The sequence below is a fragment of the Stenotrophomonas sp. CASM101 genome, assembly GCF_049384845.1.
GTDB lineage: Bacteria > Pseudomonadota > Gammaproteobacteria > Xanthomonadales > Xanthomonadaceae > Stenotrophomonas > Stenotrophomonas hibiscicola.
Window position 1 is genome coordinate 358,391 of sequence record NZ_JBMRFR010000001.1, and the last position, 25,344, is coordinate 383,734.

Here is a 25,344-nt window from a genome sequence, read left to right on the forward strand (position 1 = left end):
CCAGTCTCGTAGTCAGTAGCCTTCCAGGCGATATGTTACGACGCTACAACGTTCAAAAATGCAGTAAGCTCTTGCTCAACCGCCGGATCAGCGCACAGGAAAAACACGGCCTCGTGGTGGTAGGCCTCCGTGAGCGTGGAGTGGATGCTGATTCCTGCGGCTTAGGGGGTTCTCACAAACACGTCGTGCTGGTGCTGCATGCCCGCTTGGTCAGCCTGATCCTGAAGCGCGCGCTTAGCCACCGCCGTCCGCTCAGAGACATGCTCCATTGCAGGGGTTCCGACCCCGCATGCGGTGTAGAAGACCTTGCCCTTGAACGTGGTGCGCCAGACACAAACACTCCCACCATCGCTCAGGGACTGCATGTTAAGAACAAGGCTGCTGATCATCGGAATTCATGGGAAAGGTGGGCCGCAGCTCTCCAAACGACGCCATCCGCTTGGGCGGCTGAGACACGCGGGGAGGGGGCCAGCCCTAGCAGCACCCCCATGGACCGTGGGCGACCTGCCGGCCCAATCGTGGCGGTCATCGTCCAATGGGTGTACCTGTTCCATCACACGTCTCGCGGGATGGGAGCTCCAGCAAGGGAGCGCTCGATCTGTCTGGGGGCCGCCACCGGTATTAAGGCCAGCCCGGGCCTCGTCCACGCTGAACGCAAAGAGGCTTGCGCCTTCGATCGGTGGGCATCACAGTGACACGCATGGCCTTGCATGAGCGAACACAACCACCGCTATGACCGCTCCTCTGGATCACTTCGCAGACCTGTGCATGGCGGCCCAGGGGTTTCGTCCCTCGCAAACGAGGCTGACGGCCTTGTGTGATCAAGACCTGGTTTGGTTCCAGCCGGGCAAGCCAGCCCGGTTTGGACTCACCGAGGTGGGTAAGTCGCAGCTGATGGAGATGTTGAAGGCGTGTTGTAGCGGGGCCGTCGATGAGCCGCTTGCCAAGGTCAAGTCGATGCGACCCAACAGCGTGGAGTTCTCGGCTGGAATGGCTTACTTCGACGAATTCGAATGCAATCTGCGCCTGGGCGTTCGACCTGAAATTCTCCCGAATCGTTTGGCCTTCCTCGCTTGGCTGATCAAAGAGCAGCCTAGCGCGCCCATCGCCCCAAAGTAGGCGCCATCGCCCACAAGCTGCCGACACCTCTCCCGTCCGCTCCTTGCACCACAGCACCATTGCATCGGGTGTCTGACGGAGAGCGCAGGCGTGCCCTCGCAAGCTTGGGCTCGACCAAGCGCCTGCCCACGCCAACCGTGTAACAGTATTGATCTACGATAATTGGCCGCCGCAGTTGTCAACGCTGGCGGTCGCCTCGCTCACGGCCTGCGGCTGTACAGTTCAGACGCAGATGCGTGGTTGTTCGATCAAGGCTTGCAAGCCAGTGGAGGTGGGGCTGAAGTTCATGGGCAGCTTGCCGATAAACCTGTAACAAGGTAAATGAGGCGGGAAGCCCAGCGAAGCGATGGCGCGTTTCAGATCGGGGGTTGCTTTGAGCGTTCGAAAGGATCGGGTTCGCTATGCCTTGACGGTCGTAGGGGCCACGACGGTGTGCCTTCTGGCGATGCTCGCCGTCGCCCAAGCCATTCTCTACGTCCGTGACAAGGAAGGATCGGAGGCAGTGGCAGAAGCCGCGGTGGCACGCTCGGAGGCTATCTCTCTCGCAAGGCGCGTCGCGGCCGAACAAGCGTCTCGCATAGGGCTGCCTCGCTGCTCGGCCGCCGACATTGACTCGCTGAAAGAGATTGCGTTTCGCTCCAGCTATATGAGCGACATCGGTCGCATCCAAGACGGACGCCTTGTCTGCAGCGCCCTTTGGGGGCGCTCGCGCCCCTACAGCCTCCCCGCTCCACGCTTCTCCAGCGGAGGTGTCCGGATTTGGCATGCATCGGATCTCGTTGGCTCCCCCTACACCGGGTCCAATCTGATCGCCCAAGGCGACACGTTCACCGTGTCTTCTCCGTCTGCCTTCGAGAGCTTGGACCCTGCGCGCAGCAGCTCCATCAGCATCGAAACGAAGGACCGATCATTTGCATTCCGGACCTTGTCCCCGACCAGCCGCGTCGGCAACCCCTCTGTCGTCCAAGCTCAGCATTGCAGCCATGTGGCTGACGTCTGCGCCTTCGTCACCAGCCCTAGGCACGTGGTGTCCGAGCTGCCCTCGGCGTTGCTCACCACTATCTTGGCAGCCGGGGCGTCGATGGGGCTGTTGCTGGCGTTCCTGCTGATCAAACACCGAATCACGGCACGGCAAACCATCCAGCAACGGCTGGTGCTTGCGCTGAAGCGCAGCGAGATCGAACTGGCCTACCAGCCCCTGCGTCGGATTGGCACGCGGGAGCTCGTGGGATTTGAAGCGCTCAGCCGCTGGCGCCCGCCGGGAGACGATGAAATCCCGCCGGCCATCTTCGTGCCCATCGCCCACCGCCTCGGCCTGAGTCCTGATCTTTTTCGATACGTCCTGGCCCGTGCCATGAATGACCTCGCCCCCGCTTTGCGGGAGCACAGGAACCTCTACGTGAGCATCAATGCCGAGCCTGTGGACATGGCCCAAGAGTGCATCGTTCGCTACATCAGCAGCGTTACCACCGATTTTGGCGTGCTCCCCGAACAAATTCGCATCGAGATCACCGAACGGGAAGAACTCGTGTCTGCCACCGCCAAGAGCAACATGCAGGCCCTCTCGGTTCTGGGATACCGGTTCTTGATCGACGACTTCGGGACGGGCAGCGCGAATTTCTCCCACCTCGCCCAATCGCCGTTTCGAGGAATCAAGATCGATCGCATGTTCGTGGCCGCTATCAACGAGGACTCCCCCCTGCGGCCCGTGTTGCCAGGGATGTATCGCATCGCACGTGAGCTTGGGCTGGATGTCATCGCAGAAGGCGTCGAAACAGAAGAGCAAGATTTGCTGCTCTACCGGATCGCGCCGGACGCCATCGGCCAGGGATGGCATTACGGCCGGCCTCTCTCAACAAAAGACGCTCTGGCCGCCATCCAGGTTGGGTAGCCCTCCCGCGCGGCTGGACCCAAGCCTGTTCACTGGCGCTTGACCTCCGTCCTAGCAAGATGTCCGTGCGTCCGATGGACGCGACAATCGTGAAACTCTCCGCTATGGCGCTGACCCCAGTTGGCGCCGCCGAACCAACGGGGTGACTCCCCCTCGCCCTAGGTGACGCCCCGGCAATTCAGGGCATCGTCGTGATCGGCACCCCTAGCCACTGGCCTTTCTAGGCCAACGTGCGCCGCGCACCAAACCAGTGGTCGAAACCGCCTAGCCGCTGGTCTGGCTTTTTGCTGGTGAACGTACTGGCTGAGCGCTTTCCAACAGCGCCGCTCGGTCCCTTCGCTGTGCCGTGGGCTGTCAGCGTACAGCGCGCCTCTTGGTCATATTTCTGCTGCGGCAATAGAGGGATCGGGCAGCGGTATCTGGCGTGCGGACTGCGCGGACGACCCCGTAGATGAATTCTTCAGAGTGGCTTCGAGAGGGGCCCCACGTAGACGGAGGCAGACGGCCCTCCCGTGAAGCGCACAAGGAGATCCATCGCCGTTGCATTCATTGCGTCCGCATCGCCCCGCTGAGAGAAGCTGGCCCAGTCTGCCATCGCGATGCTCTGCAGCTGGCCCTCCTTGGCCTCAAACAGCCGCATAGGCCACCGCGGCAGCCGACGTTGCGAGACACGCCCGCGTGCCAACTCGATGAAGTTCAGGTGGCTGCGCGCTTCGGATGCCCTGGCGTAGGCAACGCGAAGTCCATCCGGTGGACCCTCCATGTAGGACAGGAACCGGGCCCCGTCGTACAAGGTCACCCCGGTCACGCCGGCCTGTCTGTTGAACCGCTCCGCGTCGGCCATCAACTCAACCAGCCGCCCAAGGCTAAGGTAGGGGCTGGCCTCACTCACAAAAACCACCGCACGGTTTGGCATGACACGCTCCTAAGATTGCTTCAGACCCAACAACCTGACGGGTCGGGAAGAGCAACAAGTGCTACACGGCAACCTTTGATTTTGCCTTCCAGGCGCCTGTTTCCAGATCCTCCCTCAGCACCCAGTCCTTTGCCGGAATCTTCGCCCCACGAGCGGTCAGGTAGTCCGGCATGGAGAGCAGGATCTCACCCCCTTGAATCAGACAGCTGGTCGAGAGGACCACGCCATCACTGAGCTCGACCAAGCAGGTGGTTCTCTCGCCCGGTTCAGCCTGCTCGCCTGTCAGGGACGCAGTGGCCCCTGGGTAGATGTGGCTGTGAGTAAATTCCAACCGCATGGCATGCCCCCTGTCGAATGCCTCAAGCTGATGACTCCCCTGCTTCCACTTTGCAACGTGAATCGGGCGGCCTACAGAGAGAATCCGTTACCCATCACCGCGGGACGTCATCGGGACGATTGCCGGCCAACGCGGCAAGCCGCTCCATCCCCGTTTCTGGGATGAATTTCCCTCCGAAGCGTTGGGAGAAATTCACCCAGTTCGACCTCATCAGTGCTTTGAGCTCGGCTTCTGAAATCGGCAGGAAGAGCAATGCATGCGCAGGGAACCGCAACTGCTGGATGGATCCCCGCGCCAGCTCAACGATTTCGGTATGCAGGGTGACGGACTCGGTGTAAACGCAGCTGGCAGCCACCGCACTCGCTGCGCCTTCCATATACGTTAAAAACCTGCTGCCGTCGAAGCATACGACTGCATGCGAGCCGCACTTGGCATTGAACTCTCGGCCTGCACGCATGACTTCGGCCAAGCGCTCATCACCGATGCCCTCCACCGCCGCGCTCACGAACACCACTGCACACTTGGGCATTGAGGGCCACCTCCAACTCGGAACCAGTGAGTCTAAACAGGCCAAGAGTAGATCAGCTGTGTAGAAAACGCAGGCGGGCTCGGACCGAAGTTGCGGTCCTTCTGAACGCTTAAGGATGCGCCATGGTTAGGACCATCCTAGATCAAGCTGGCTGCAAGAGACTTGACCTGGTGGGCAGCGTCGCCCCGAGGTGCGCGAGGACTGCGGCCTCAACGACCGAAGTGCTGCACAGAAAAAATATCCCGTCTCGCGGTCCAGCCGACGTTAAAGACCGATGGACACAGATCACTGAGGCGGATTCATCGCTCACGAAAACCTCATGAAACTTCGATCCCGCAAAGCGCACTTGGAGGGCTCTCCGACTTGCTTTCGTGTCCTGCCGTAGCACCATACCGTATTGCCCAGGCGTCCCGATGCCACTAGCGGTCCTGCAGGCCCGTGGGGTGGCAGCACCTCTGAGCGCCCGGGCCATTGGCGCTCAGCAGTCCCCTGTCCGCTACAAGTGAAGATCGCCACAACCGCGTGATATCGGCGTGAAAGCCAGCCGCGTCATTTGTTGCCGTTGCAACCGCCCACTTCTGACCTCCTACTAGTGCTTGGAACCGGGAAATCGAGTTGATTGAACAGTCTAGGCAATGCACCCGTCTTCATCAGTGATCCTGTTCATATTCGGTCAGAAACATCTCACACTGCTCGCTCCGCTTCCGACAGCGCTCTCTCTTCGCGTTGACTGTTCAATGCAATCTTCGACCGACTTTGTAATCCACCAAGTCGATCCCACACTGCTGAGCAAGGGGGCGAGGGCTGGATCTGCAGCTATCCTGATGACCTGCCAAGCGTGCCGAGCTAGGTCCACCGTCACCATCGGTGGCGGACTGCAGACGGATAACGCGGGTGTCTGGGTCACTTGTCCGGGATGCAACGCGAATGCCATGCTGGGTCTGGAGGAGATTTGGCGCCTTTGGAGCAGTGACGCCGGGATCGCCTTTGCAGCGGCATTTGACGCGTCGATCAAAGCGCCAGTCAGGGTGATGCCGGAGGGAGATCGTCGAAGAGGCCCTGACCTATCGCCTAGCGGTTGCTGCAATGGCTGCAGCTGAGCACGGCGCCACCGGAGATCGATGTCAGCCCAATGGGCTCGCTTGAAACGAAATCACTGTCGCACATGTGGCAACGGGCGTGGACTTTCAGCGCTTTGGACACCGCCTGCGGACCCGCGCTCACGCGCTCGACCCAGACCAAGCGAAACCGTCCAGTCTCACCAGCCGCACCACAGCTTTCATTCGCGTCCCGCTCGCACATTCAAGTTACCAACCGTGGCGTATGGCTTAGCATCAGACGGCGAGGGAGAAGGCAGCGTGCTGCGCTGCTGAGCCTCACGTGAAGCCGATTTAGTCAGGCGCGCGATGAACTGGATCGGCCAAGCGCGGCGAACCACCAGGGAGTATCGTGTTCAATCCACTTCAAACGAGCCCATCCATGCTGCGAGCCGTTGCCTACCGAAGCGTTGCCGACCCGGGAATTGATTCCACCCGCCTCGATCAGATCGTGCGCGGTGCACAACGCTTCAACCGGCTAGGCGGCGTGACAGGAGCGATGCTCTTCGATGGAGCCCGCTTTCTCCAATACGTGGAGGGACCAAACGATGGCATAGAAGGCGCCATTGGACGCATCAGGGCCAGCGATGACCACACCAACCTCCATGTGCTTGGGAATCGCTGATCGAAACCCGGCGCTTCCCGGCTTGGGACATGTGCTGCTTTATGCAGCCCAACACTGTGCTGGATCGGCTGTTCGTCGCCCCGTGGGGAAGTTTGGACCGCTCGCTGGATCACGCCGGCAACCCGGTCGGTGGCTTGTTGCTTCTGCGCCAGATCTTGGCGTAAGGCCGCAGCCCAAGGGGAGGCAGCCCCTGCTTCCCACGCGCGCCAGAGATCCACTCACGGCGGTTAGCCACACGCGGTTGCGAGAACCGCAGTTTCAGAACAACGCTGGTGCGCTATCAACTTGCCGTAGTCGAATCGTGGGCGATCTTGTGAGACAGGTCTGCGATGTGCCGTTCGACGGCGGCCAAGGCTAGCTGCATCGCGTCGCCCTTATTGCGGATCACACCCCTCTCCCGCACCTTGACGTCCACACCGTCTACCGTCGCCAAGTAGTGGAAGACTTCATCGGTCGGACTGGTGATGGTGACAACGTAGGTATGCCCACCCATCGTGTCTCGCATGGTGTGGCGGAAACCCTCTGTCTTCATGACCGGTTTGCAATGGTAGGCTGGGATCAATCTTACGCGGATGAGCGAGGCTAGAGGGCGATAAATGACCTCTCGGCCGGATCTGCTTTGGCTGCTGAGGTCTCGGGTAAGCAGGAGTTCGCTTCCCCTCCGTCCCTTCGCAGTTCCCGTAGCAGTCGTTGCCTATGATGACAATCCGGCCGCCGTCACCGCCGCCGCCTTGAGAAGGCGGGGGTCATCGAACACCGCGACTCCCAAGAGACCAACAAAGAGCAGGGCGAGGTTCAAAAGGCTTATGCGAACCGCTCCTCTTCCTTCTTCCACGCCGCTCATAACGGGCGCGCGTGGCCAAGCGCTGGATCCGGCGATGCTTGTCGGCCAGCTGATTCAAGCCGTTGGTGCAATCCAGAAACTGCGTGGCGGTGTGGATCTGGAAATGCGCCAGGTCGGTGCTGGCAGGCTCGACGGGATGAATCTTCATGTCTTCACTCTCTTTTTGTGGGTAGGTCGGTTTACCCATTACACCGCTCCTACCACGATCCAACCACGTCGCCAACCGATGTCAACCCATTGATTTGAAAGATTTTTGACTAAAATCAAGAACTGCCGTCAGGGCTTGTCAAAACGCGGCTGTGTCGCATGCTGAAGTGCATGACACCGCATGCCCACCCTCGCCGTCGTTCCTCCGCTCCAGGCTTTGGCCTGGTCGAGTTGCTGCTCGCATTGGGGGTTGCCACGGCCATGGGGGCCGCCGCGTTTTGGGGCTACCCCCGCGTCACCACTCGAGTGAACGTGGCGTCGGACGTCGAGAACGTTCGAGACCTGGCCAGCCGCGTTGATCGGTCCCATGGCGTCATCGGTTCGTTCCGCGGCGTCAGCACGTTGAACGTCCTCGAAGAAGGGCTGGCCCCTGCCGCCTTCCGCCAAGGCAGCGCAGCGACCATGAGCAACGCGTGGGGCGGCGCGGTGACCGTGGCCCCGGCCACGGTGCGCCTGGCAGGAGATGCCTTCACCGTGGGGCTGTCTGGGCTTCCTGCGCGGGCCTGCGTGCCGTTCGTCTCCGCCATCGCAGGCGACGCGAACGTGCGGGACGTGATCGTGGGCAACACCAGTGTTTTGTTGGGCAACGGCGGAACCCTAGACATCCCCGGCTTGGGATTGGCGTGCGGGGCCGATGGGGCCGTGGTCGATGTCGTTTATTACTCAGGCCTTGTGGCCGGCTCGTCGGTGGCCCTGGTGCCCACGCTTCCCCTGCCCTCCACGCCCGCGTTCCCGGCCCCTTCAACGCCAACCCCGGCTGGGCCCGTATCCACCGCGCCCAGCGTGCCCGATGCACTGCCTGGCGTTCCTGGGAGTGTGTCGCCAGGCCCTGGGGTTGCGCCTTCCCCGGCGGTTCCGCCGCTTCCTGTTGCGCCCAACGTTCCGGTGCCTCAGCCGCTCCCAACGCCGGTCCCCACCCCGGCCCCGCCCGCCTTGGTGCCTTGCCGGCAATCGGAAAGCTCGGCGGCCCGGGCGAGCTGTCCGGCGGGCACGTGGGGCACAGAGACGGTGCGCACGCGCCAGGTCTGCGCTCCCGGCGACGTGGATCCAAACTCAGACGCCGCGTGGGAGCATCCCGAGGCGTGGGTTCAAGCCCAGACGGTGGCAGCCGTGACGACGAGGGATTGCCAGGCCTGCCCGGGGACCACCCGTGAGGAACGCGATCAATGGCTTCCCACGTCGCAAGCCTGCCCGTCGGGTCAAACCGGCACGCACACCTGGGAACGGCAGCAGTTGCGGTCGAGGGACGTGTTTACCCATTGCCCGTTTGGCACCACCGCTCTGCCCGGCCCCACTTATGGCGGCTGGTCCAACTGGGTGGATACAGGGGCGCGTCGCAACGAGGTCAACACATGCAAGCCCACGGCTGCTCGCTGCAGCGACGGGAGCTTGCAGGTCGTGGCGTGGCACTCCGCCGATTGGCAGGACGTGCCGCCGCCCTCCGGTTCGAGTGGCATTTCTTACTGGTATCCCGACGCCGTGGTGCGCCTGACGCCAGCGGAAAAAGCCAAGCTGGACTGGGCCATCGCCAACGTGCCCATCCAACGGGTCGAGACGCCGGCACCGATGCCCGGCAACTGGCCCGCCAACGTGAGCGAGTCGGCTTTCTACGAAGAGCAATGCAACGCGCTTTCGGACGCCGGGAACATCCGCTACGCCTATTCCTACGACTTCGAATGCGTCTCCAACATGGGCATGCACTACTGCGACTACAACTGGACCAGCGGCGGCACCTCCTTGGCCGTGTGCCGGCAAGCGTGCGCGTCCGATCTGGTGGGCAAGAGCAACAACCCCTATCGCTGGGAATGGCCCGAGTCGTCGGTGGTGGCTTCGACGCCCTCCACGACCTGCACGGGCCAGCCCGGATGCACGCCCAACGGCGGTTTTGGCACCCAGCAAGGCCTGCCGGCGTGCAACGAGCACAAAGTCGGCCAGACCGTCGTGTTCAACTGGTATCGGCAGTTCTACAACCCAGTGCGGGTGGACTACCAGGTGCTGACGCTGACATGCAGAGGGCCTAGCTGATGTGCCGGGGACCATCGTCCCCGCCCATAGGTCAGTCGCAGAGATCAAACCTCAACGGCTTGCCATCCCACCGACCATACAGCTCGCCACTCCCCCAATAGCTGACCCGGCCTTCGCTTTCGCGCCGAATCGCTCTGAACACGCCGTTTCCCGGTGTCTGGTCGACCAAGCTCCCATCAAGCACCGGGAGAACATATCCAACCAGGCCATCCGGCGGAGTTGCTTGAGAAGGGATTGGTAAAAGGAGAGCACCTGTCGGCGTTTCTCGCAGAACGATGCAGAAGCACGGGTAGCTGAAGCTCTTCCAGGAAAAGACCAGCGCAGGATGCGTGCCTCGGGAACGAATCTCGTCGAGCAGCGGGCCGAGCGAAGTCATTGCTAGCGCCCTGGCCTTCGCCTTCATGGCCTCTTGGCTTGCCTCCTCGCACCAAGATGCAACGTCCGATGAGTCGGCGAGGATCAGGTCCTTATTTCGGCTAGCAAAGCGCTTGGCGACGTTTCTGTAGCGAGACGTAGTAACAAACAACCCGCCCGCCTTCTCCCGCAGGCTATGCGCCTCAAGGGCTGCCACTGCATCAAGATCTATAGGACGATGCTTGGCGTAACGCTTCACTTGCACCAGCGTGAGGGCATCACCCAAAGGGGATTGAATCCACATTCGGACATCCACGCCTTCATCGGCGCTGCCCGGTCCGATCTGAGTCCGCCAGCCTCTGGCCGTGAACACGCTGCTGATCAGCTCTTCGAACGCACGGGGACTCAGCCGATACAGGTCATCTGGGCGCTTCGAAAAATATTCGTAGATATCGCCGGAAACATCCGCCGTATCGGCCTCGATCAGCCGACAGGTCCACCTCCAGCGAGCCCATTCGTCGAACCTCTTCTGAAGGTCGGACTCCTGGTCAATGAGGTAGTAGCCGGCGGTGACGTGGTCATCTAGCTCGATGAATACACCGATGGACTCCAATGCCGCGTAGAGCTCCTCGGCCTCGTCCATCCCTTCATTCAAGCAGCGCCCCACCATACCTTCGGACCAGAGGGTCAAAATGGAAGAACCCTCACCCGGCTCAGTGTCGTAGTGATCAAGTGGATCCTTGTGCCCAGAATCACCCCACAGGTCGTGGCGCTCTGCCCATGACTCGGTGATCGCCTTGGCTTGGGCAACCACATCCTCCAGCTCTTGATCCGGCTTGGCCCTTGACTTTCGAGCACCCTTGATACTTTTAGATGAAGTTGCCACGACATATCTGCCGTCCGATAAAGTTGGAACGTATACTCCGCCCAACCGACATCTTTTTCCACATCCTCGGACGCACATGACAATCCTTTTCTTGATTGCGCTAGCCCTTGCGATCCCTACCAGCGGCCTATCTCTACTGGTCTACGGTGCAGTATTTGTAGGGAAAGCCATCCTTAAAGCTAAAGTAAGGATGCAGGAGGCCAACAAGAACATCGCCTTCAAAGCGATTGACAGCGAGGGCCCGAAGAACCTTCCCTCTTGGGTTAAAAACGAGGATCGGCGAGATGAGTTTGTCAGCGCGCTGCTGATGATGGCTCAGCGAAGAGGAGTTCCGGAGGCTTACTTGGGCGTGATGCTCAACACTCGGCAGTCTCTAGAAATCCTGTTGGGCTTCGCAGCAGAGATGGAGAAGAACGGCGCCTCTTTCGTGGAGCAGCAGTCCGGCAGCATCGATTTCGTCTGCCAGATGTGGGATCGCTTGGACGCAGCAAACAAAGCTAAGTTCGCAAACATTGATCTGACAGAAGAACAGTATCGCAGCCTCCACACGCCAATCGAACGCCGACTCCCCATCAACGCTCCGAGGCGCAACGATGCCCGCACTACCCAAATGATCGAATGGGCAATCGAGACTCTTGGCAAAGAGCCAAGCGTAATCGGAACCGCCTACGACGAGATTTCCTACAGCGCAGTGGTCAGCTACGTTCATGAACGCAAATGCACGATCATTACGCGAGTGGCAAAGCCCTACGGCGACTGGCTTGAGTTCCAAACGAACGTGCGTGGTCGGTCCTATCAAGTCACACTGGGAATGACACACGAAGGACACGGTTCGGTGCTCACCTCTCATCCCGCCTAAGATGTCAGTCCATGCGCTGGCTCATCGGGCGTCCGGCAGGGCCGTTCTATCCCACGCCCGCTTGACCCACCCGAACACTACGGCCAGCACGCCGATCAACAGCACGCCCCAGAGCCAAGCCAAGTAAAACGCTGCGGTAGCGATCTCCCCAAACTGGGGATGATCGGCATATTTGAAGCCCAGAACGGCGGCCGCCACCACCGTTACCACGCCCAATCCGCCCCCGAGCAGCGCCCCTTTAAGGAAGCCGTGCTTCCGAAAATACGGCATCCGCCCCGTTCGGACGTGCCAGTCCCAAAGCCGCTGAGCGCGGATGTGGAGCGCCAGGCAAAATGCCAAAAACGCGAAGACGAGCGCACCGGGCACACAACAGACCACGCCGATGAAGAAGTCGCGCTTCATCACCTCCACGCCGGCCGCCAGCCCAACCAGGCCCAACGGACCCAAGATGACGCTCGGGAGGATCAGCGCGGATGGGCCCGGCGGCGCATACACAACTTGCTGCGGCGGATAGCGGTTCATATGGTCCTCCCCTGTTGGATGGCTGCACGCTTGATCGAGACCGGCGTGCAGTCAAGCGGTGGACTGCCGCCCGTTTAGCCCGCGGACGTCCCTTCGTCCTTCACCTCAACCGGCTGCCAGCCCTCGCCCTGCGGGCGGAACAGTGCACGCAGCTTCGGCTTGAGGGTGCTTGGCTCGGGCTTGGTGGGCTGGCCACCGATGGACCCCTGCGCTTTTACCGACCCGCCCACCATGCATTCTTGATCCCCATTGGGCTTCTTCTCGCAGTCGAGATCCAAGCCGCCCGCGTCGGTCACTTCAAACCGCCAAGAGCGCTGGAGGGTTGCCTGCCTCCCCTGCTCGGTGAAAAAGCCTTCCACGACCTTCACCCCGTCCTCCTTCGTGGGGCCCTTGTCGCCAGAGCAGGCCGTCAGGGTCAAAAGTGCCGCTGCTGCGGCCACGATCATTGCGTGCTTCATGTCATGCGTCCTTGTCTTTGGAAGGAGTGATGCCGATGACTTGGTTCTTGTAGCCGATCTCCAGCCGGTCGATTTGGAGAACGATGTCGGGCAGGTCGTTGGGCTTCAACCTGCCCTCCACGACCTTGAAAAAGATTCGATCCCCCGTGGCGTCGCGCCCCACCCGTCGCAGCTCGGCCGCGTCTTCCGGCTTCAATCGCAACGCGGCGTGGTAGCGCCCGCCATGCTCGACCCCGACCACCGCACTGCCCTTGCCCAACGGCGAAGGGCCGATAACGGCCGTCGGAAGAAAGTCAGGCGAGCGGGGATACCAGTCGTGGTTCATGACCAGCACGTAGGCGTGGAGAATGTTGGTGCCGGGGTCGATCTCCACGTCGATGTAGGGCCGCAGGTAGAATGCGTCGGTGGAGGCGATCTGCCGCGCCTTGGCCTCAAACGCAGAGGCCGGGTCGCCCTGCAGGCCGACGCGTTTGAACTGGTGCCTCCATGAGCCGATGCAATGGGTTCGCATGGCGGGCGTCATGGCCTTGCCTGCCTTGGCCTCCGCGAAGAGGCCTTCTTCGCACATCTTGTGACCACCCGACGCGGTGGCCGCCAAGCCCCACCGGATCCGGGTGTAGCCGTCGAGCACCGGAGGGTCGCCGTCGTCCCAGTAAGTCCCCGCTGGTTCCAAATAGGGGCTCCTTGCCCGTTCACTGACTGTCCTGGGCGTCCCCGAGATCGCCTGCCCGATCTGCCGCAGCAGTCCTTTTGCCTCTTGGGCTTGGACCCCGGCCGACACCATCAACGCAACAGCGAAAATGCCCCCTGTCCAATGCTTCATGCCCTGCTCCTTGCCGTGGTTGCCTGCAACTTACGTGTCACGTAGAGTCTACCCGGGGCGTAGGTCATCCGTCATCCTGCCCGCATGCCTGCACTGCATCCGTTCAGCCCATGACAGCAGCCCCGTCCGCTCCCCGGGCGATCGTGGCGGCGCGCCTGCGCCAAGCCCGCGGGCTGAGGGGATTGAGCCAACGGGAGGTTGGAGTGCGTATGGGGTTGGACAAAGACACTGCATCCGCCCGCATCTCCCGCTACGAGTCGGGATCGATGTCGATCAGCCTGGAAGCCCTTTTCAAGCTGGCCGAAGCACTGGAAGTGCCACCGGCTTACTTGGTCGCAACGACGCCAAGCATGTCCGAAGCCATTCTCGCCCTGAGCATGGAGAGCGTGTCCCAGCAATCCCGCCTGGCGGATATGTTGAACGCGCTCGCCAAACTGCCGACTCAGGAGCGCGAAGCATTCGCCAAACTGCTTAAAGACAAGACCTAAGACGGTTCCGCGTAGCGGGACATGTCCTTCCGCATCTATCGCCATCGCCATCTTTCCTTGATATTGGCCTCGAATACGCCCTATCGGCCTGCTTTACTGATCCTTGAGCCCATCCTCCCTCGCACCTAGCACCATCACCGACTTGCCTCCAAATGTGACCCGCGTCACTATTGAGGAAGGGGGACGGAGCCTTCCTGGCTCTGGCCATTCACAGGGGAAGTGACCGATGTCGAATAAGAATGGGGCCGTTGCGCCCCCGACGCTGGAAGAGTGGTTGAATGGCCGCCCAAGCTGGTTGCGCATGGCGGCAGCCACGGTCATCGAGCACCGCCGCATGCCGAACGAAGAGGAGATGGAGGCGCTGGCGGATCACTGCCTGGCCGACGCGGCCAAGACACTGGACGCTCCCCACCCGGCGTTGGCACCGGGAACCATCTTGGGGACACCCACCGCCGCTGAGCTTCGCATCGACTCGGTCTCCTCCATCCGCGGCGTCAATGCCCTTGGCGAGGACGCGGCATTGGATCTCAGCCAAGGCCACATGACCGTGGTCTACGGACCCAACGGGGCCGGCAAATCGGGCTACGCCCGTTTGATGAAGCACGTTTGCGGCGCGCGGGCCAAGGGATCCATCCACGGCAACGTGTTCAAGCAGAACCCCGGTGCTGCCTCTGCTCTAATCAAAGTCACGGCGACCCGATCCGACGGCACGACGTCGTCTGCTGATCTCACTTGGCAAGCATCCGACGGCCCCCACGCGACATTGAAAGCGGTCCCGGTCTTCGACTCAGCCACAGCGCTGGAGTTCGGAGACAGCGCCACCACCGCCACCCATCTTCCCCGGGCGATGCGGTTCGTCGGGATGCTCATCAAGATCTCCGATGACTTGGCCACCCAGTTGAAGGCCCGCGCGGCCAAGCTCACCAGCAAACTGCCCATCATCCCGGAAGACCATGCGCAGAGCAGCGCTGCAACGGTCCTCCGGAAGTTGACGGCGAAACTGACCGAAGAGGAGATCAACCAGCGTTGCGCGTTCCCCGCTGCACTGAACGATGAGCGTTTGGCGCTGGAGACCGCACTGGCCCAGGCGAACCCTGAAGTGGCCCACGCCAAGGCCGTCGGAGAGCTGGAACGCTTGTCGCAGATGGCCACAAGCGTCTCGGCGTTGAGGGGGAGCTTGAGCGACGAGAAGGCCCAAGCCCTCCTGGAGGCCCGCAGCAATGCAGAGGTCAAGCGCCAGGCCGCCACCGCCTATGCCACGGCCTTCCTCAATGGGCTGCCGCTCAAAGGCGTCGGAGACGCCGTGTGGCAAACCCTTTGGGACGCTGCAAAGGCGTATTCGACCGGTCTTGCCTACCGTGATCTCCCGTTCCCCCACGTTGGAGACGAGGCTTGTTGTGTCCTCTGCCAGCAACCGTTGGGAGACGAGGGCAAGGCCCGCTTGACCAGCTTTGAAAGCTACCTCAACGACACCCTGCAGACAGAAGCGAAAAGCGCGGAAGACGCGCTGACGGCGCTGAAAAAGGCATTGCCCAGTCCTCTCCCCGATGTCGCTTGGCAGGCCCAGTGCGCCGCTATCGGCTTGGAAGCCCCCCAAGCCACTGAGCTGCTTGAGGCCATCCATGCGAGGTTGAAAGCCATGGCCGAGGCCACGGCCGCTCCGGCAGTGCAGTGGTCTACATGGACCAACGCCTACGATCAGAAGGTCAAGACAACCACCGCTGAACGCGACGCGCTGGCGGGCTTGCTGGACCCGACGGGGCGGAAAGAGAAAGAAACCCGCCTAGCAGAGCTGAAAGCACAACAGTGGCTATCGGAGCAGCGCGATGCGGTATGGGCCGACGTGATCCGCCTCAAACGCGTGGGAACGGTGGAAGCCGCTGTCCGGTCCACCTCAACCAGCCAGTTGACGCTCAAAAGCAATGACATTGGCGAGTCGGAGTTGGCCAAGGGCTACTGCGACCGCTTCAATGCCGAGTTGCAGGCGTTGGGCGGTCATTCGCTGCCCGTCCGCATGTCGTATCGATCCCAAGGTAAAGGGGCGTTCACCTTCTACGTGGAGCTGAAGGACGCGCAAGGTGCCCAGAAGAATCGGGAGATCCTGAGCGAGGGTGAGCAACGCATCGTGGCATTGGCGGCCTTCCTGGCCGATGCGACGGGCCTTGAACGGGGCATGCCCGTGATCTTCGACGACCCCATTTCCTCCCTGGACCAGCGCTTTGAGGAGGCGGTCGCCAAACGACTGGTGGATCTGGCCGAGCATCGCCAGGTGATCGTTTTCACGCATCGGCTGTCTCTAATGGTTCTCCTGCAGAACGCCTCGAAGCAGCGGACCAAGCTAGATCAGTCCGCCGTCAGCGTCGCGGTTGAATCGATCGCCCGCGATGGAAGTAAGACCGGCATGCCGGCGCAGATCAACACCTTCTCCTTGAAGCCACAATCCGGCTTGGGACAAATGGTCAGCAGCATCGGACAGCTTAAGAAGCTTGATCCGCCGCTAAAAGAACTTGCCCTGAAGGCCGCCTGCAGCAACTTCCGAATCTTGGTTGAGCGCTCTGTAGAGGACGAGCTTTGTTCTGGCGTCATCAACCGCTACCGGCGCGAGATCAACACGCTCAACAAGCTACAGCGGCTCAGTGCAATCACCCCAACAGACTGCGCGCTGATCGACGGGATGATGACGAAGTATTCGGCATTCGAGCACTCCCAACCCACCGACACCCCCAGTTGGCTTCCGGATCCGGACGAACTGCTGAAGGACGTGCAAGACATGCTCGAATGGTGCAAGGAGTTCGGTAAGCGAGCGGAAACGGCGGCGAAACCCAAGGCGTAGCCCTGGCCACCCGTTACTGCGTGCTCACGGTCATCAGAAGCGCCGCTTGCCAGCGCTTCCCACAGCAGGTGGCAGCGCTTGATGCAACTCGTGCGCGCGAAAAAACGCGTGCAGCCACTCTTCGGCGTCCTCGACGCCCGTCAGTTCCCGAATCACCACCCCGGCCAAGCAATCCCCAGGGACGGCAAACAGGTCGTCGTTCAGATCGCTGCTGGACAGAGGGGTATGGAAATCGGCCCCCTCTTGGAACGCCTGAAGCAGGTGCTGCCGGGCAAGAGGATCCCGGCGTGCCGCCCATGCGAGGCGAACGAGCTCCGACGATGGCCAGGGTGCAGGGGTCATCAGAACTCGTAACCGTCTGGCACGCCCGAGGGGATGCCCTGCATGGGGCCCGAGTAGCCCACCTGCTGAACCAGGTTCTGGGCGGTCTGCGACATGCGATCCAGGCGTTCCGGGACTTGGTCCAGGGCGAACAGAACCATGCCAAAAAGGGCGATGTTGAGCAGTTTGTTGAAAAGTTTTCGCACGAGCGGGGTCCTCCGTGGTTGTCAGGGGTTCGGGTTTCAAAAAAGCTGGTGGTGTTGGGCGATGCCGAACAAGCAAAGCGCCCAGGTGGACGCAATCGCTGCAGGGGCCAGGCAGAGCGACACGCCGAGGGCAATGTCCGACAGCTTGGCCTTGGGGTCGGTCACCATCTCCCATCCCAGCTTGGCCGCCCCCATCCCCGACATGGCGTCGAACAGGAATCGCAGGAGGGCTGCGGTGGTGGCGACGGTGGACCGGGCGGGCGCTTGGGTTTGGCTGCGGGTATTCATCAGAGCGCATCCAATCGATCAGCAATGGCCAATCCGGCGACCAATCCAGCCAAGAGGCAAAAAGCAAAGAACGTCAACATGGGGTTTCCTTTGGTTAAAGAGCATCAGCGCTCTTCTCTGATCTCAAAGTAAAAGAAAACCAACTTTTCGCAATAGATTGACCCTACATTTTTATGACTAAAACACAAAACTGACTGGGAAAAGCAAAAAACACAAAAACCCTGAAACACCTCACATTTCCAGCCCAGCGTCGGGCCCGGCGGAAGCCGAGGCCCCACCTGCCCTTCCCCCAACACGCTTTTGCTTTAGCCGCTTTTGCCGTTGCCTTTTCTCTTCAAGAGTTCAAAAGAACGCGGCCCGGGGCCGCGCCTGAAAAGCCCCCTTCGGGGAGGAAAGGCCCAGGGCCGGGGCTTCCGCCCCAGCGTCCGCGTGGCTGTCCTTGGCCCCATGCCCGCAAAAGGCAGTCCGATTCGTCAGGCGCTGGATTGGATGCATCGCCAGACCAACTGGCGAACGGCTTCTGGCTGACGAATCCCAACCCGGTTGGCGTCGAGGAGGAGGGCCATGGCGACCTGGGGAGCCACCTGCACACTGGGGAGCGCGGTTTTATAGCGCTCTCGCCCCGTTGCCTCTCCGGTCCACGGCGTCGGGCATCGAGGGGAAAACGGTTCTCGAATCTGGGCGTGTTGCTCGATGAGTTGAGCCAGTGCAGCGCGCATGCTCAGGCCTTGCGCGGCGGCCAGGGCTTGAAACGCGGCTTTGCTGGGCGCGTCAATCCACGTCTCGTGGATGGTTTCGACCAAACGTTCTGGGGGGCGGAGAATGTAGCGTTTGGTCATGCAGGGCTCCCGTGCGGCTTGGCCATCCATCCTTGGGCGGCCGCTTCTTCAGCGGTCAGCAACGCGGAAGTGCCCAGGAAGCGCGTGAGGTGGTAATGGCCGATGGTATGGGGATACCGCTGGAGGTGGGCGTGCATGTTCTTATCGAAGTAGCACTGACCACCCGAGCGGCGCTGGTATGCGTAGAAGCGTTTGCGGCGACTCGTTGCTGGCGTCTTCATGCCGCCCCCCCGCAATCGTCGCAACGCTGCATTTCTGCCGGATACGTTGAGAAGGGATAGGCCCCTTTCTGCCCCACTTCCCCGCAGCACCCACACCGCATGAGCCCCCGGGCGGTTTGACAAATCGCGGCCTCCGGGCCTTGCCAAACCACGCCGACCACGACGGCTTCCCACGAGCTGCCGCTCCGGGCAACCACGGTGAGCCCGTCGCCGTTCTGAACATTCTGGGTGGGCACCCGGGCGCCCCACTCGCCCGTCTTGAGTTGGATAGGGCTGGCGTGGTGGTGGGCCATTAGAAGCACCCCCGACAACCAAGGGGAGCAAAGCCTGACCGGCCAATAACATAAGCAATCATGCGAAAACCTTTGAAGAGGGGGAACTCCCTCGCTACCCACTCAAACTAAGCCGCCTACAAAAAATCGCAATACTTTCACCCTACGTTTTATCGACTAAATATCAAAACTGCCAAAATGGCAGCAAAGCGTTGAAGAACTTGAAGCGCAGCACATTTTCCAGCCAAGCGCCGGGCCCGGCGGAAGCCGAGGCCCCTCCCGCCCCTTCTCCACACAACGCTTTTGATTTGAGCCACTTTTGATTTTGGCGTTGCTTTTTTCTTTTCAAGAGATCAAAAGAACGCGGCCTGGGCCGCGCCTGAAAAGCCCCCTCCGGGGAGGGTTAGGACATGGGCCGGGGCTCCCGCCCCAGCCCCGCTTTGCCTTCCCTTGATTTCAACGCCCACAAAAAAAGCCCCGGTTTCCCGGGGCTCTTTCTGCAACGCTCAATGGCAATCAGGCCTTGAACGGGTGCGCCGGCCATTCCTGGTCCGGGTGCTTCTTTTTCCACGCCTTGCCTTCAGCGGTTTCGGCCCACGCAAGGAAGGCCTTCGGCTGACGTCCAGTGCCAGCCCACGTGGTCCCATCCGGGATCTGGAACTTCGGGGCGCGACTGATGCCGGCGCTTGCGGGAACCGACTTGCGTGGCTCAAGCAGCGCCCTCAGATCGTTCTTCTGCTTCGTCGTGTAATGCTGCCCAAACTGCTGCAAGGTCTCGTAGACCCCTGCAAAGCTGGCGCCAGCTTCGGCGGCCACAGCTTCTTGCTCTGCCTTTTCCAGCGCGGCCACTTGGGCCTCAGCGTCAGCCTTCTTTTTCCTGATTTCTTCGAGCGACAATGCCACGTTATTTCCCTATGGTTAACAAACCCCGATCGTGCCGATTCACAAGGCTGCTGTAAACCCTCAACGACCAGGCCTTGCTTTTATTGAGTTTTTGACAGGCGTCTAAGGGCTTCGCCTTGGAAGTCACTAATCCCCCGTCCGTGTCCGCGGTGATCAACCGCGGGCAGCACTGCGTATGGCCTATTTCGGGCGCGGGCTAGGGCCGGATCATGTCTCCATAGCTGCCATTGCCTCGCCAAGCCCGGGATGGGGATCCTTAAGACCCATCTCGACCATCGCCAACTTCAAGGGCCTTTCGTTCTCCTTCCTCATGGTATCCGAGTGCCAGCGACACCAAGTCCAACAGGTTGTCAGTCCACATTTGAAAGCCCTCGGCGTTCTGCACCTCAATGACTGTAAATGCCCACTCCGACGCGATTTCGGCGTAGCTGGGCCCCACTTTGAGCCGGAGGTAAGCGAGGTGCTTGGGGTAGCGAAGCGCCAACGTCTCATGGGTGACCAAGGCGTAGTGCCCGTTGCCCATGCGCAGCTCCCCCGTCCAGTTCGCCTCGTTCACCAGGGTCTCCGCATCCCGCGCCGTGGTGGGCCAAGAAGCGCCCGACACTTCGGTGACAGTGCAGCCTTCGATGCAATAGCCATGCAACTCAGTGAAGTCGTCCAGTGCCTCGTACTCCATCTCCTCATCATCAAACTCAGCGCAGTCTTCGACCGTGACTTCCCCCGAGCGCGGAAGCCTCTCCACCACCTCCTCATCGGTGTCCCAATCAATGTTGTCAAAGCGGAACGTGCGAGGCGGCAGAATCGGATCGATCCCCGCATCGGTGAGCACCTCGCACACGATGGACGTGTGTACCTCCAACCCAGCAGCGATGGCCCGAGCGTGGGTGCCATGGCAGGCCAAGCCAAGGATGGCCAGGTCCCGGTGTTCGGGGGACAGGGGGAACATCGGCGTTGCGTTCGTCATGAGTTGTTGCCTCGGCAGTTGGTGACTGAAAGGCTACGGACCACCAGAGGCGGACTCTACGCGCTAAGAGGGAGCCCCCTCTTAGGCCTGAACGGCGCTTCAGAAATACCCCCCCATGCTCGCCCAACGGCTTCAGCAGTTGCCGGTCTCGTGCCTTACCCGGAACCCTTTAGAAATCGGCGTGTCATCGGGCGCAGCGTCCTGCTGCGTGGCGCGATTGGTCTTCATGGCCATCGTCTCGGCCCACACCCGCAATCCGATGTCCTGCAGCAGGATATCTTCCCTCTTTCGCGCGGTCGATTCGATGATCCAGTGGCGGCCATACGCGCCATGCAACAACGGCCCCTCAGGCCATCCTTTCCGGGCGACGGTCATGGCCAGTCCGGCGATCAACCGAACGTCAAAGCATCGCCTCGTTTCTTCCTCGGATAGTTCCAAGCGCGGAGCAAGCAATGCTTCTCGGGCCTTCGTATCGGCCTGTATGACCCGCTCAAGCTCTGCTGGGGTTGGAGCCTCCATGCGCGTCCACACTTGCGCTGGCAAGCATGCCTTGACCCAGTTCCAAGCGCTTGCGGTGTCGTCAGACGGATCAGCCGGGTGCAGGATGAGCCGACTTTCAAACAACGCCTGGAGGGTTTCCGGATGCTGACCTGCCCCCACTGAGCCGTACCAGCCGAAGCTAGGTAGAGTCCGTCATCCAGAGAGGACGGACATGCGCAAGAGTCGCTTCACCACGGAACAGATCATTGGCTTCATCAAGCAGGCCGAGGCCGGCATCGCGCCAGCCCGTCCTGCCCCTCCCCCCCGAGGAAAGCCATGCGCCCGCGCTGCACGCATGAAGACCAGATTGTCGATGTCACGCCAAGCGCGCTGGGCTACGAGTAATGCTCGGCCATCCGATCATCGAAGGCTACGAGCCGCCCGAAGGCTGGGGCTAGTGCTATGTCGACGAAGTGGAAGTCGAATGCCGGACCAGACCCCGCAGCTGATCCCGCGCTACTTCTCAGCTTCGTGCCGTCCTTGACCCGGCGGGTCATCGGTTGAGCAGACCAACGCTTCCCACCGGAAAGTCTCGGCACGCACCGCTCATGCGTGGACCGACGCGGCGAGGCCAGGGCGTGCCGAAAGCGAGCCAACCTTCTGCAACCCGAGGCCATGAAGCGAGCGGCTTCATGGCCTCATCACGCTTGCATGTCCAGTATCGTAATCCCCAATACCCTGTCGTATGGCGGCGTACCGGACAACCGCATGCCATGCCTATCGACGCAGGAGATCCATGGTCGATCAACCCGTTCTTTACAGCGAAGCACTGGAAAACGTCGACGAAGACGAGGATCGTCTGATCGAGGAGATCGTCACGCAGATGGCCGAAGGTAACCGTGCTGCCTATGAGCGCCATCGGCATGCTATTCGCGATGCGCATGCAAAATCGCACGCGGTCCTCAAAGGGGAGTTGTCCGTCCATTCGGACCTCCCGCCAGCACTTGCGCAGGGGATATTCCGCAGGCCCGCGACCTACGGCGTGGTGGCGCGCCTGTCCTCGGCGCCCGGCGATATCCACTCCGATGCGATCCCGGCGCCGCGCGGGTTCGCAATCAAGCTGATCGGTGTGGACGGCGAACGTCTGTCACCGCAGATCGGAGGCCGCAATCAGGATTTCCTGATGGTGAACTTCCCCGTGCTCGCCTTTGGCACCATCCCCAAGTACAAGACACTGCTGGGCGTGCTGGAGAAGAACGCACACGCGCCGGACATCTTCCAGCGGATCGTCGCCGGGCTCGCACGCGGTACCAAGGAAGCAGTCGAAGCGCTGGGCGGGACGCCCGGTGCGACGCTCGAGGGCCTGGGGCGCGACAACCACAACCCGCTGGGAGAGTCCTACCACACGCAGGGCGCCCTGCGTTTCGGCGACTACGTGGCCAAGCTTTCGCTGGTGCCAGCGTCCAACGATGTGCGCGCACTGACCGGGGTGGCCGTGGAGGATGTCGGCTTCTCGACGATGCGGGATGTGATCGAGCAGCATTTCGCGCGTCATGGTGCCGAGTACACGCTGCGGGCGCAGTTGTGCACCGACGTAGCGAAGATGCCTGTGGAGGATGCAGCCGTGCGCTGGGACGAGGATGCCTCGCCGCACATGCCGCTTGCGACGCTGCGCTTTGCCCCGCAGGCGCCCTATACGCCCGCACGCCGGGTCTACGGCGACGACGTGTTGTCGTTCAATCCCTGGAATGGCGTGCAGGCCCATCGTCCGTTGGGCGGGATCATGCGCATCCGCCGCGCCGCGTATGAGCGTTCCAGCAGTTTCCGCCATGCCATGAACACCCAACCGCGGGTCGAGCCGGAGCATCTGGCCGATATCCCGGATTGAGCCTTCCCACGACAAGGACCCCCGATGACCACGTCGAATGATCCACGCCTCGCCGATGAGACCAAGCCGGAGGAGATCCGGCGCCGTGCTGGCGAACTGGCGCAGGACTTGCCAAAGCTTGCCAGGATCGCGCTCGAAGCCTTGATCAAGCAACACAACGATGCCTACAAGGGCAGCTCCCAAAGCGCCGGTCGCGCCGGTCGGCAGTCGGGAAATGTCTCCGAGTTGTCGGCCATCGCCACGCTCAAGCCCGGTGGCGCGGATCGGCTCAAGCGCATCTTCGGCCTGACCGGGGGCAATTTCGACGGCGCGCAACGCGTGTCCACGCTTCATGACATGCGGTTTGTGTTGTTCGATGACGACACGCGGATCCTGTTCGCCACGGCCTACGATGGTGACTGGGATACCTACATCAACGATTTCGCCACCAAGATTCCAGGCTTGATGGACCTGTTGTTCGCCAACGTGGAGGGCTGGCCTGGCATCGACAGTCCGCAGGTCAAGGATTTCATCGCCGATCACCAGATCGACGCGGCCGGTTGGTTTGTCGCCAATCCCCAGGTCACGGTAGTGGACGTGCGCCGTTACCAACGCATGGACAAGGCGTTGCAGGCCTTCTTGGATACGATGTCCGGAAATACGCAGATGGATGCGACCACGCGTGCAGCGCTGGAGACGCTGGAGCAGGCCATCTCCGTCCCGCAGGGGGTGGATTACTGACATGGGCCTGCTCGCTGACCTTGCTGCCCGTTTCCGTCGTGACCGGGTGACCCTGAACCTCGATGACATCCAGGCGCTCATCCTGCGATCGCGTCCTGAGCCTTACGTCGGGATTCATGCTTTGCTGCACGTGGAACAGGCGGCCGGTGGGCGCGATCTGCTGCGCCGGCTCGCCCCGCATGTCCCCACTGCTTCCGGCTGGACCGAGGAGCTTGATACCTGGATCGGCGTGGCCATCAGTCACGAAGGGCTCAAGGCGCTTGGATTGCCGCCGTCCTCGCTGGAGAGCTTCCCCCTGTCGTTCCGGCAGGGAATGGCAGCACGCGCCGAACAGCTGCGTGACTTCGGGGAAAACGCTCCAGAGACTTGGGAGGAAGTGTTCACACCGGGCAATTGCCATATTGCCCTGACCATCTATGCGCGCGATGAAGTACATCTGGATGTTGCGGTGGACAAAGCCATGGGCGAGCTAAATGCCTGCAGTGGCGTGACCTTGCTGGCAACGCACCGTTTCGGCGCCGACGCCGATGCCCAGAATCCATTCGGCTTCCGCGATTCGATTTCGCAGCCAACAGTGGCTGGCGCTGGCGTGGAACCACAGCCCGGGCAGCAGCGTGCGATCGCTGCGGGAGAGTTCATCCTTGGGGAAAACAGCGAAGCCGGTGCGCCGTTGCGCATGCCCCAGCCGGACGTATTGGGGCGCAACGGCTCGTTCGTGGTGATGCGCAAGTACGAAAGCCGGGTGGGTGCGTTCAACGATTTCATGCGCATACATGCAGGCGAGGACAAGCAGGCCCAGCATGCTCTTGCCGCGAAGATGTTCGGACGCTGGCGCTCCGGCGCGCCGCTACCGCTAGCGCCGGAACGAGACGATCCCGAGCTCGGCGCCGACCCGCAACGCAACAACGATTTCGACTACCAGCATGATGCCCTTGGTCGGATGTGCCCGCATTCGGCACATATGCGCCGCCTCAATCCGCGGGGGAGCCAGCTGACGATCCTCAGCGACGAGCACATTCATCGCATCATTCGGCGTTCGTCCACGTTTGGACCAAAGTGGAGCGATGACGTGACCGGCACCGACGATGCCAAGGCGGATCGCGGGATCTTCTTCATCTTCATCAGCGCCCGGGCCTACGACACGATCGAATTCCTGCAGCAGGAATGGATCAATCGCGGCAACTTCATCGACCTGGGTTCTGAACGCGACCCGATCGTCGGCCTGCACGAGGAGCCCGGCAGCTTCACGATTCCCCAGTCGCCAGTGCGTCGACGCGTGGCCGATGTGAGTACCTTCAATCGCCTGCGCGGCGGCGAGTACATGTTCATGCCGTCATTGAGCGCGCTGCGCTGGATCGGCGAGGGGAAGTTCGATTGAGCCGGCGCGGGCGCGCTGGGCGCTATGCGTGCTCGCGGGCCCTGCACTGAG

General features: G+C 61.5%; 27 protein-coding genes. 10 read left to right on the plus strand and 17 right to left on the minus strand.

The window, feature by feature from the left end:
• Positions 1–732 precede the first annotated feature (732 nt).
• Together VG543_RS01760 and VG543_RS01765 are read left to right on the plus strand one after the other, a co-directional pair.
• Positions 733–1,119 (plus strand): hypothetical protein, encoded by a 387-nt coding sequence (locus tag VG543_RS01760; protein WP_049433975.1) that lies wholly within the window; start codon positions 733–735, stop codon positions 1,117–1,119.
• A gap of 445 nt (positions 1,120–1,564) precedes the next feature.
• Positions 1,565–3,010 carry an EAL domain-containing protein gene (locus VG543_RS01765; RefSeq protein ID WP_049452619.1) on the plus strand — a complete coding sequence of 482 codons (1,446 nt, stop codon included), beginning with the start codon at positions 1,565–1,567 and terminating at the stop codon, positions 3,008–3,010.
• A 460-nt stretch (positions 3,011–3,470) separates the two neighbouring features.
• On the opposite strand, the gene VG543_RS01770 is transcribed toward VG543_RS01765, so the two are convergent.
• The 3 genes from VG543_RS01770 to VG543_RS01780 form a co-directional block, all read right to left on the minus strand.
• Positions 3,471–3,926, minus strand: coding sequence for a BLUF domain-containing protein (locus tag VG543_RS01770; RefSeq protein ID WP_049452610.1), 456 nt, complete (start codon positions 3,924–3,926; stop codon positions 3,471–3,473).
• 61 nt (positions 3,927–3,987) lie between these two features.
• Complete coding sequence (locus VG543_RS01775; protein WP_152906212.1) at positions 3,988–4,170, minus strand: hypothetical protein; 183 nt, start codon at positions 4,168–4,170, stop codon at positions 3,988–3,990.
• A gap of 187 nt (positions 4,171–4,357) precedes the next feature.
• A complete protein-coding gene (locus VG543_RS01780; RefSeq protein WP_423177582.1) occupies positions 4,358–4,792 on the minus strand; it encodes a BLUF domain-containing protein in 435 nt (144 codons plus the stop codon).
• Between the two features lie 1,479 nt (positions 4,793–6,271).
• Here VG543_RS01780 and VG543_RS01785 point away from each other — a divergent pair.
• Positions 6,272–6,514 carry a BLUF domain-containing protein gene (locus VG543_RS01785; protein ID WP_080353422.1) on the plus strand — a complete coding sequence of 81 codons (243 nt, stop codon included), beginning with the start codon at positions 6,272–6,274 and terminating at the stop codon, positions 6,512–6,514.
• Between the two features lie 280 nt (positions 6,515–6,794).
• On the opposite strand, the gene VG543_RS01790 is transcribed toward VG543_RS01785, so the two are convergent.
• Positions 6,795–7,046 (minus strand): hypothetical protein, encoded by a 252-nt coding sequence (locus VG543_RS01790; protein ID WP_049452607.1) that lies wholly within the window; start codon positions 7,044–7,046, stop codon positions 6,795–6,797.
• Positions 7,047–7,260: 214 nt separating this feature from the next.
• Positions 7,261–7,545 (minus strand): hypothetical protein, encoded by a 285-nt coding sequence (locus VG543_RS01795; RefSeq protein WP_312390605.1) that lies wholly within the window; start codon positions 7,543–7,545, stop codon positions 7,261–7,263.
• A 131-nt stretch (positions 7,546–7,676) separates the two neighbouring features.
• Between VG543_RS01795 and VG543_RS01800 the strand changes: the two genes are divergently transcribed.
• A complete protein-coding gene (locus VG543_RS01800) occupies positions 7,677–9,590 on the plus strand; it encodes a type 4 pilus major pilin (RefSeq protein ID WP_423181111.1) in 1,914 nt (637 codons plus the stop codon).
• 31 nt (positions 9,591–9,621) lie between these two features.
• Here VG543_RS01800 and VG543_RS01805 read toward each other — a convergent pair whose 3' ends face one another.
• Positions 9,622–10,830 (minus strand): restriction endonuclease, encoded by a 1,209-nt coding sequence (locus tag VG543_RS01805; RefSeq protein ID WP_423177586.1) that lies wholly within the window; start codon positions 10,828–10,830, stop codon positions 9,622–9,624.
• Positions 10,831–10,906: 76 nt separating this feature from the next.
• Here VG543_RS01805 and VG543_RS01810 point away from each other — a divergent pair, with 76 nt between their 5' ends.
• On the plus strand, positions 10,907–11,689 hold the full coding sequence (locus VG543_RS01810; RefSeq protein ID WP_040008391.1) for a hypothetical protein: 783 nt from the start codon (positions 10,907–10,909) through the stop codon (positions 11,687–11,689).
• 21 nt (positions 11,690–11,710) lie between these two features.
• On the opposite strand, the gene VG543_RS01815 is transcribed toward VG543_RS01810, so the two are convergent.
• The 3 genes from VG543_RS01815 to VG543_RS01825 form a co-directional block, all read right to left on the minus strand.
• A complete protein-coding gene (locus VG543_RS01815) occupies positions 11,711–12,211 on the minus strand; it encodes a hypothetical protein (protein ID WP_423177587.1) in 501 nt (166 codons plus the stop codon).
• Positions 12,212–12,285: 74 nt separating this feature from the next.
• Entirely contained in the window at positions 12,286–12,669 is a 384-nt protein-coding gene (locus VG543_RS01820; RefSeq protein WP_052467218.1) for a hypothetical protein, read from the minus strand.
• A gap of 1 nt (position 12,670) precedes the next feature.
• Positions 12,671–13,492, minus strand: coding sequence for a hypothetical protein (locus tag VG543_RS01825; RefSeq protein WP_423177588.1), 822 nt, complete (start codon positions 13,490–13,492; stop codon positions 12,671–12,673).
• 110 nt (positions 13,493–13,602) lie between these two features.
• On the opposite strand from VG543_RS01825, the gene VG543_RS01830 reads away from it, so the two are divergent.
• Positions 13,603–13,980, plus strand: a complete 378-nt coding sequence (locus tag VG543_RS01830) for a helix-turn-helix domain-containing protein (protein ID WP_049452603.1) — start codon at positions 13,603–13,605, stop codon at positions 13,978–13,980.
• A 226-nt stretch (positions 13,981–14,206) separates the two neighbouring features.
• Positions 14,207–16,813 (plus strand): AAA family ATPase, encoded by a 2,607-nt coding sequence (locus VG543_RS01835; RefSeq protein ID WP_423177589.1) that lies wholly within the window; start codon positions 14,207–14,209, stop codon positions 16,811–16,813.
• Between the two features lie 33 nt (positions 16,814–16,846).
• Here the strand turns inward: VG543_RS01835 and VG543_RS01840 are convergent, their stop codons facing one another.
• The 8 genes from VG543_RS01840 to VG543_RS01875 form a co-directional block, all read right to left on the minus strand.
• Entirely contained in the window at positions 16,847–17,155 is a 309-nt protein-coding gene (locus tag VG543_RS01840) for a hypothetical protein (protein ID WP_423177591.1), read from the minus strand.
• Entirely contained in the window at positions 17,155–17,340 is a 186-nt protein-coding gene (locus VG543_RS01845; RefSeq protein WP_008268538.1) for a hypothetical protein, read from the minus strand. The genes VG543_RS01840 and VG543_RS01845 overlap by 1 nt, the downstream gene beginning before the upstream one ends.
• Positions 17,341–17,376: 36 nt before the next feature.
• A complete protein-coding gene (locus tag VG543_RS01850) occupies positions 17,377–17,628 on the minus strand; it encodes a hypothetical protein (protein WP_423177592.1) in 252 nt (83 codons plus the stop codon).
• 473 nt (positions 17,629–18,101) lie between these two features.
• Complete coding sequence (locus VG543_RS01855) at positions 18,102–18,467, minus strand: hypothetical protein (RefSeq protein WP_130519090.1); 366 nt, start codon at positions 18,465–18,467, stop codon at positions 18,102–18,104.
• Positions 18,464–18,688 carry a hypothetical protein gene (locus tag VG543_RS01860; protein WP_130519092.1) on the minus strand — a complete coding sequence of 75 codons (225 nt, stop codon included), beginning with the start codon at positions 18,686–18,688 and terminating at the stop codon, positions 18,464–18,466. The genes VG543_RS01855 and VG543_RS01860 overlap by 4 nt, the downstream gene beginning before the upstream one ends.
• A 788-nt stretch (positions 18,689–19,476) precedes the next feature.
• A complete protein-coding gene (locus VG543_RS01865) occupies positions 19,477–19,863 on the minus strand; it encodes an H-NS family nucleoid-associated regulatory protein (protein ID WP_130519093.1) in 387 nt (128 codons plus the stop codon).
• A gap of 256 nt (positions 19,864–20,119) precedes the next feature.
• Entirely contained in the window at positions 20,120–20,827 is a 708-nt protein-coding gene (locus VG543_RS01870) for a hypothetical protein (RefSeq protein WP_099470345.1), read from the minus strand.
• A 132-nt stretch (positions 20,828–20,959) separates the two neighbouring features.
• A complete protein-coding gene (locus VG543_RS01875) occupies positions 20,960–21,487 on the minus strand; it encodes a hypothetical protein (protein WP_423177593.1) in 528 nt (175 codons plus the stop codon).
• Between the two features lie 616 nt (positions 21,488–22,103).
• Here VG543_RS01875 and VG543_RS01880 point away from each other — a divergent pair.
• From VG543_RS01880 to VG543_RS01890, 3 genes are read left to right on the plus strand one after another with little or no spacing between them, the layout of a single operon-like run.
• Positions 22,104–23,195, plus strand: coding sequence for a catalase family protein (locus VG543_RS01880; protein WP_070470375.1), 1,092 nt, complete (start codon positions 22,104–22,106; stop codon positions 23,193–23,195).
• 24 nt (positions 23,196–23,219) lie between these two features.
• Positions 23,220–23,915 carry a hypothetical protein gene (locus VG543_RS01885; protein WP_423177594.1) on the plus strand — a complete coding sequence of 232 codons (696 nt, stop codon included), beginning with the start codon at positions 23,220–23,222 and terminating at the stop codon, positions 23,913–23,915.
• A gap of 1 nt (position 23,916) precedes the next feature.
• Positions 23,917–25,293, plus strand: a complete 1,377-nt coding sequence (locus VG543_RS01890; RefSeq protein ID WP_049452916.1) for a Dyp-type peroxidase — start codon at positions 23,917–23,919, stop codon at positions 25,291–25,293.
• Positions 25,294–25,344 lie beyond the last annotated feature (51 nt).

Bases quoted from the DNA above. Each gene is read 5' to 3' on its own strand.
- VG543_RS01820 (WP_052467218.1), bottom strand. From the start codon at position 12,669: ATGAAGCACGCAATGATCGTGGCCGCAGCAGCGGCACTTTTGACCCTG.
- VG543_RS01870 (WP_099470345.1), bottom strand. From the start codon at position 20,827: ATGACGAACGCAACGCCGATGTTCCCCCTGTCCCCCGAACACCGGGAC.
- VG543_RS01760 (WP_049433975.1), top strand. From the start codon at position 733: ATGACCGCTCCTCTGGATCACTTCGCAGACCTGTGCATGGCGGCCCAG.
- VG543_RS01770 (WP_049452610.1), bottom strand. From the start codon at position 3,926: ATGCCAAACCGTGCGGTGGTTTTTGTGAGTGAGGCCAGCCCCTACCTT.
- VG543_RS01795 (WP_312390605.1), bottom strand. From the start codon at position 7,545: ATGGGTAAACCGACCTACCCACAAAAAGAGAGTGAAGACATGAAGATT.
- VG543_RS01815 (WP_423177587.1), bottom strand. From the start codon at position 12,211: ATGAACCGCTATCCGCCGCAGCAAGTTGTGTATGCGCCGCCGGGCCCA.
- VG543_RS01810 (WP_040008391.1), top strand. From the start codon at position 10,907: ATGACAATCCTTTTCTTGATTGCGCTAGCCCTTGCGATCCCTACCAGC.
- VG543_RS01855 (WP_130519090.1), bottom strand. From the start codon at position 18,467: ATGACCAAACGCTACATTCTCCGCCCCCCAGAACGTTTGGTCGAAACC.
- VG543_RS01780 (WP_423177582.1), bottom strand. From the start codon at position 4,792: ATGCCCAAGTGTGCAGTGGTGTTCGTGAGCGCGGCGGTGGAGGGCATC.
- VG543_RS01885 (WP_423177594.1), top strand. From the start codon at position 23,220: ATGACCACGTCGAATGATCCACGCCTCGCCGATGAGACCAAGCCGGAG.
- VG543_RS01850 (WP_423177592.1), bottom strand. From the start codon at position 17,628: ATGAATACCCGCAGCCAAACCCAAGCGCCCGCCCGGTCCACCGTCGCC.
- VG543_RS01765 (WP_049452619.1), top strand. From the start codon at position 1,565: ATGCTCGCCGTCGCCCAAGCCATTCTCTACGTCCGTGACAAGGAAGGA.
- VG543_RS01890 (WP_049452916.1), top strand. From the start codon at position 23,917: ATGGGCCTGCTCGCTGACCTTGCTGCCCGTTTCCGTCGTGACCGGGTG.
- VG543_RS01830 (WP_049452603.1), top strand. From the start codon at position 13,603: ATGACAGCAGCCCCGTCCGCTCCCCGGGCGATCGTGGCGGCGCGCCTG.
- VG543_RS01880 (WP_070470375.1), top strand. From the start codon at position 22,104: ATGGTCGATCAACCCGTTCTTTACAGCGAAGCACTGGAAAACGTCGAC.
- VG543_RS01840 (WP_423177591.1), bottom strand. From the start codon at position 17,155: ATGACCCCTGCACCCTGGCCATCGTCGGAGCTCGTTCGCCTCGCATGG.
- VG543_RS01835 (WP_423177589.1), top strand. From the start codon at position 14,207: ATGTCGAATAAGAATGGGGCCGTTGCGCCCCCGACGCTGGAAGAGTGG.
- VG543_RS01785 (WP_080353422.1), top strand. From the start codon at position 6,272: ATGCTGCGAGCCGTTGCCTACCGAAGCGTTGCCGACCCGGGAATTGAT.
- VG543_RS01790 (WP_049452607.1), bottom strand. From the start codon at position 7,046: ATGAAGACAGAGGGTTTCCGCCACACCATGCGAGACACGATGGGTGGG.
- VG543_RS01825 (WP_423177588.1), bottom strand. From the start codon at position 13,492: ATGAAGCATTGGACAGGGGGCATTTTCGCTGTTGCGTTGATGGTGTCG.
- VG543_RS01860 (WP_130519092.1), bottom strand. From the start codon at position 18,688: ATGAAGACGCCAGCAACGAGTCGCCGCAAACGCTTCTACGCATACCAG.
- VG543_RS01800 (WP_423181111.1), top strand. From the start codon at position 7,677: ATGACACCGCATGCCCACCCTCGCCGTCGTTCCTCCGCTCCAGGCTTT.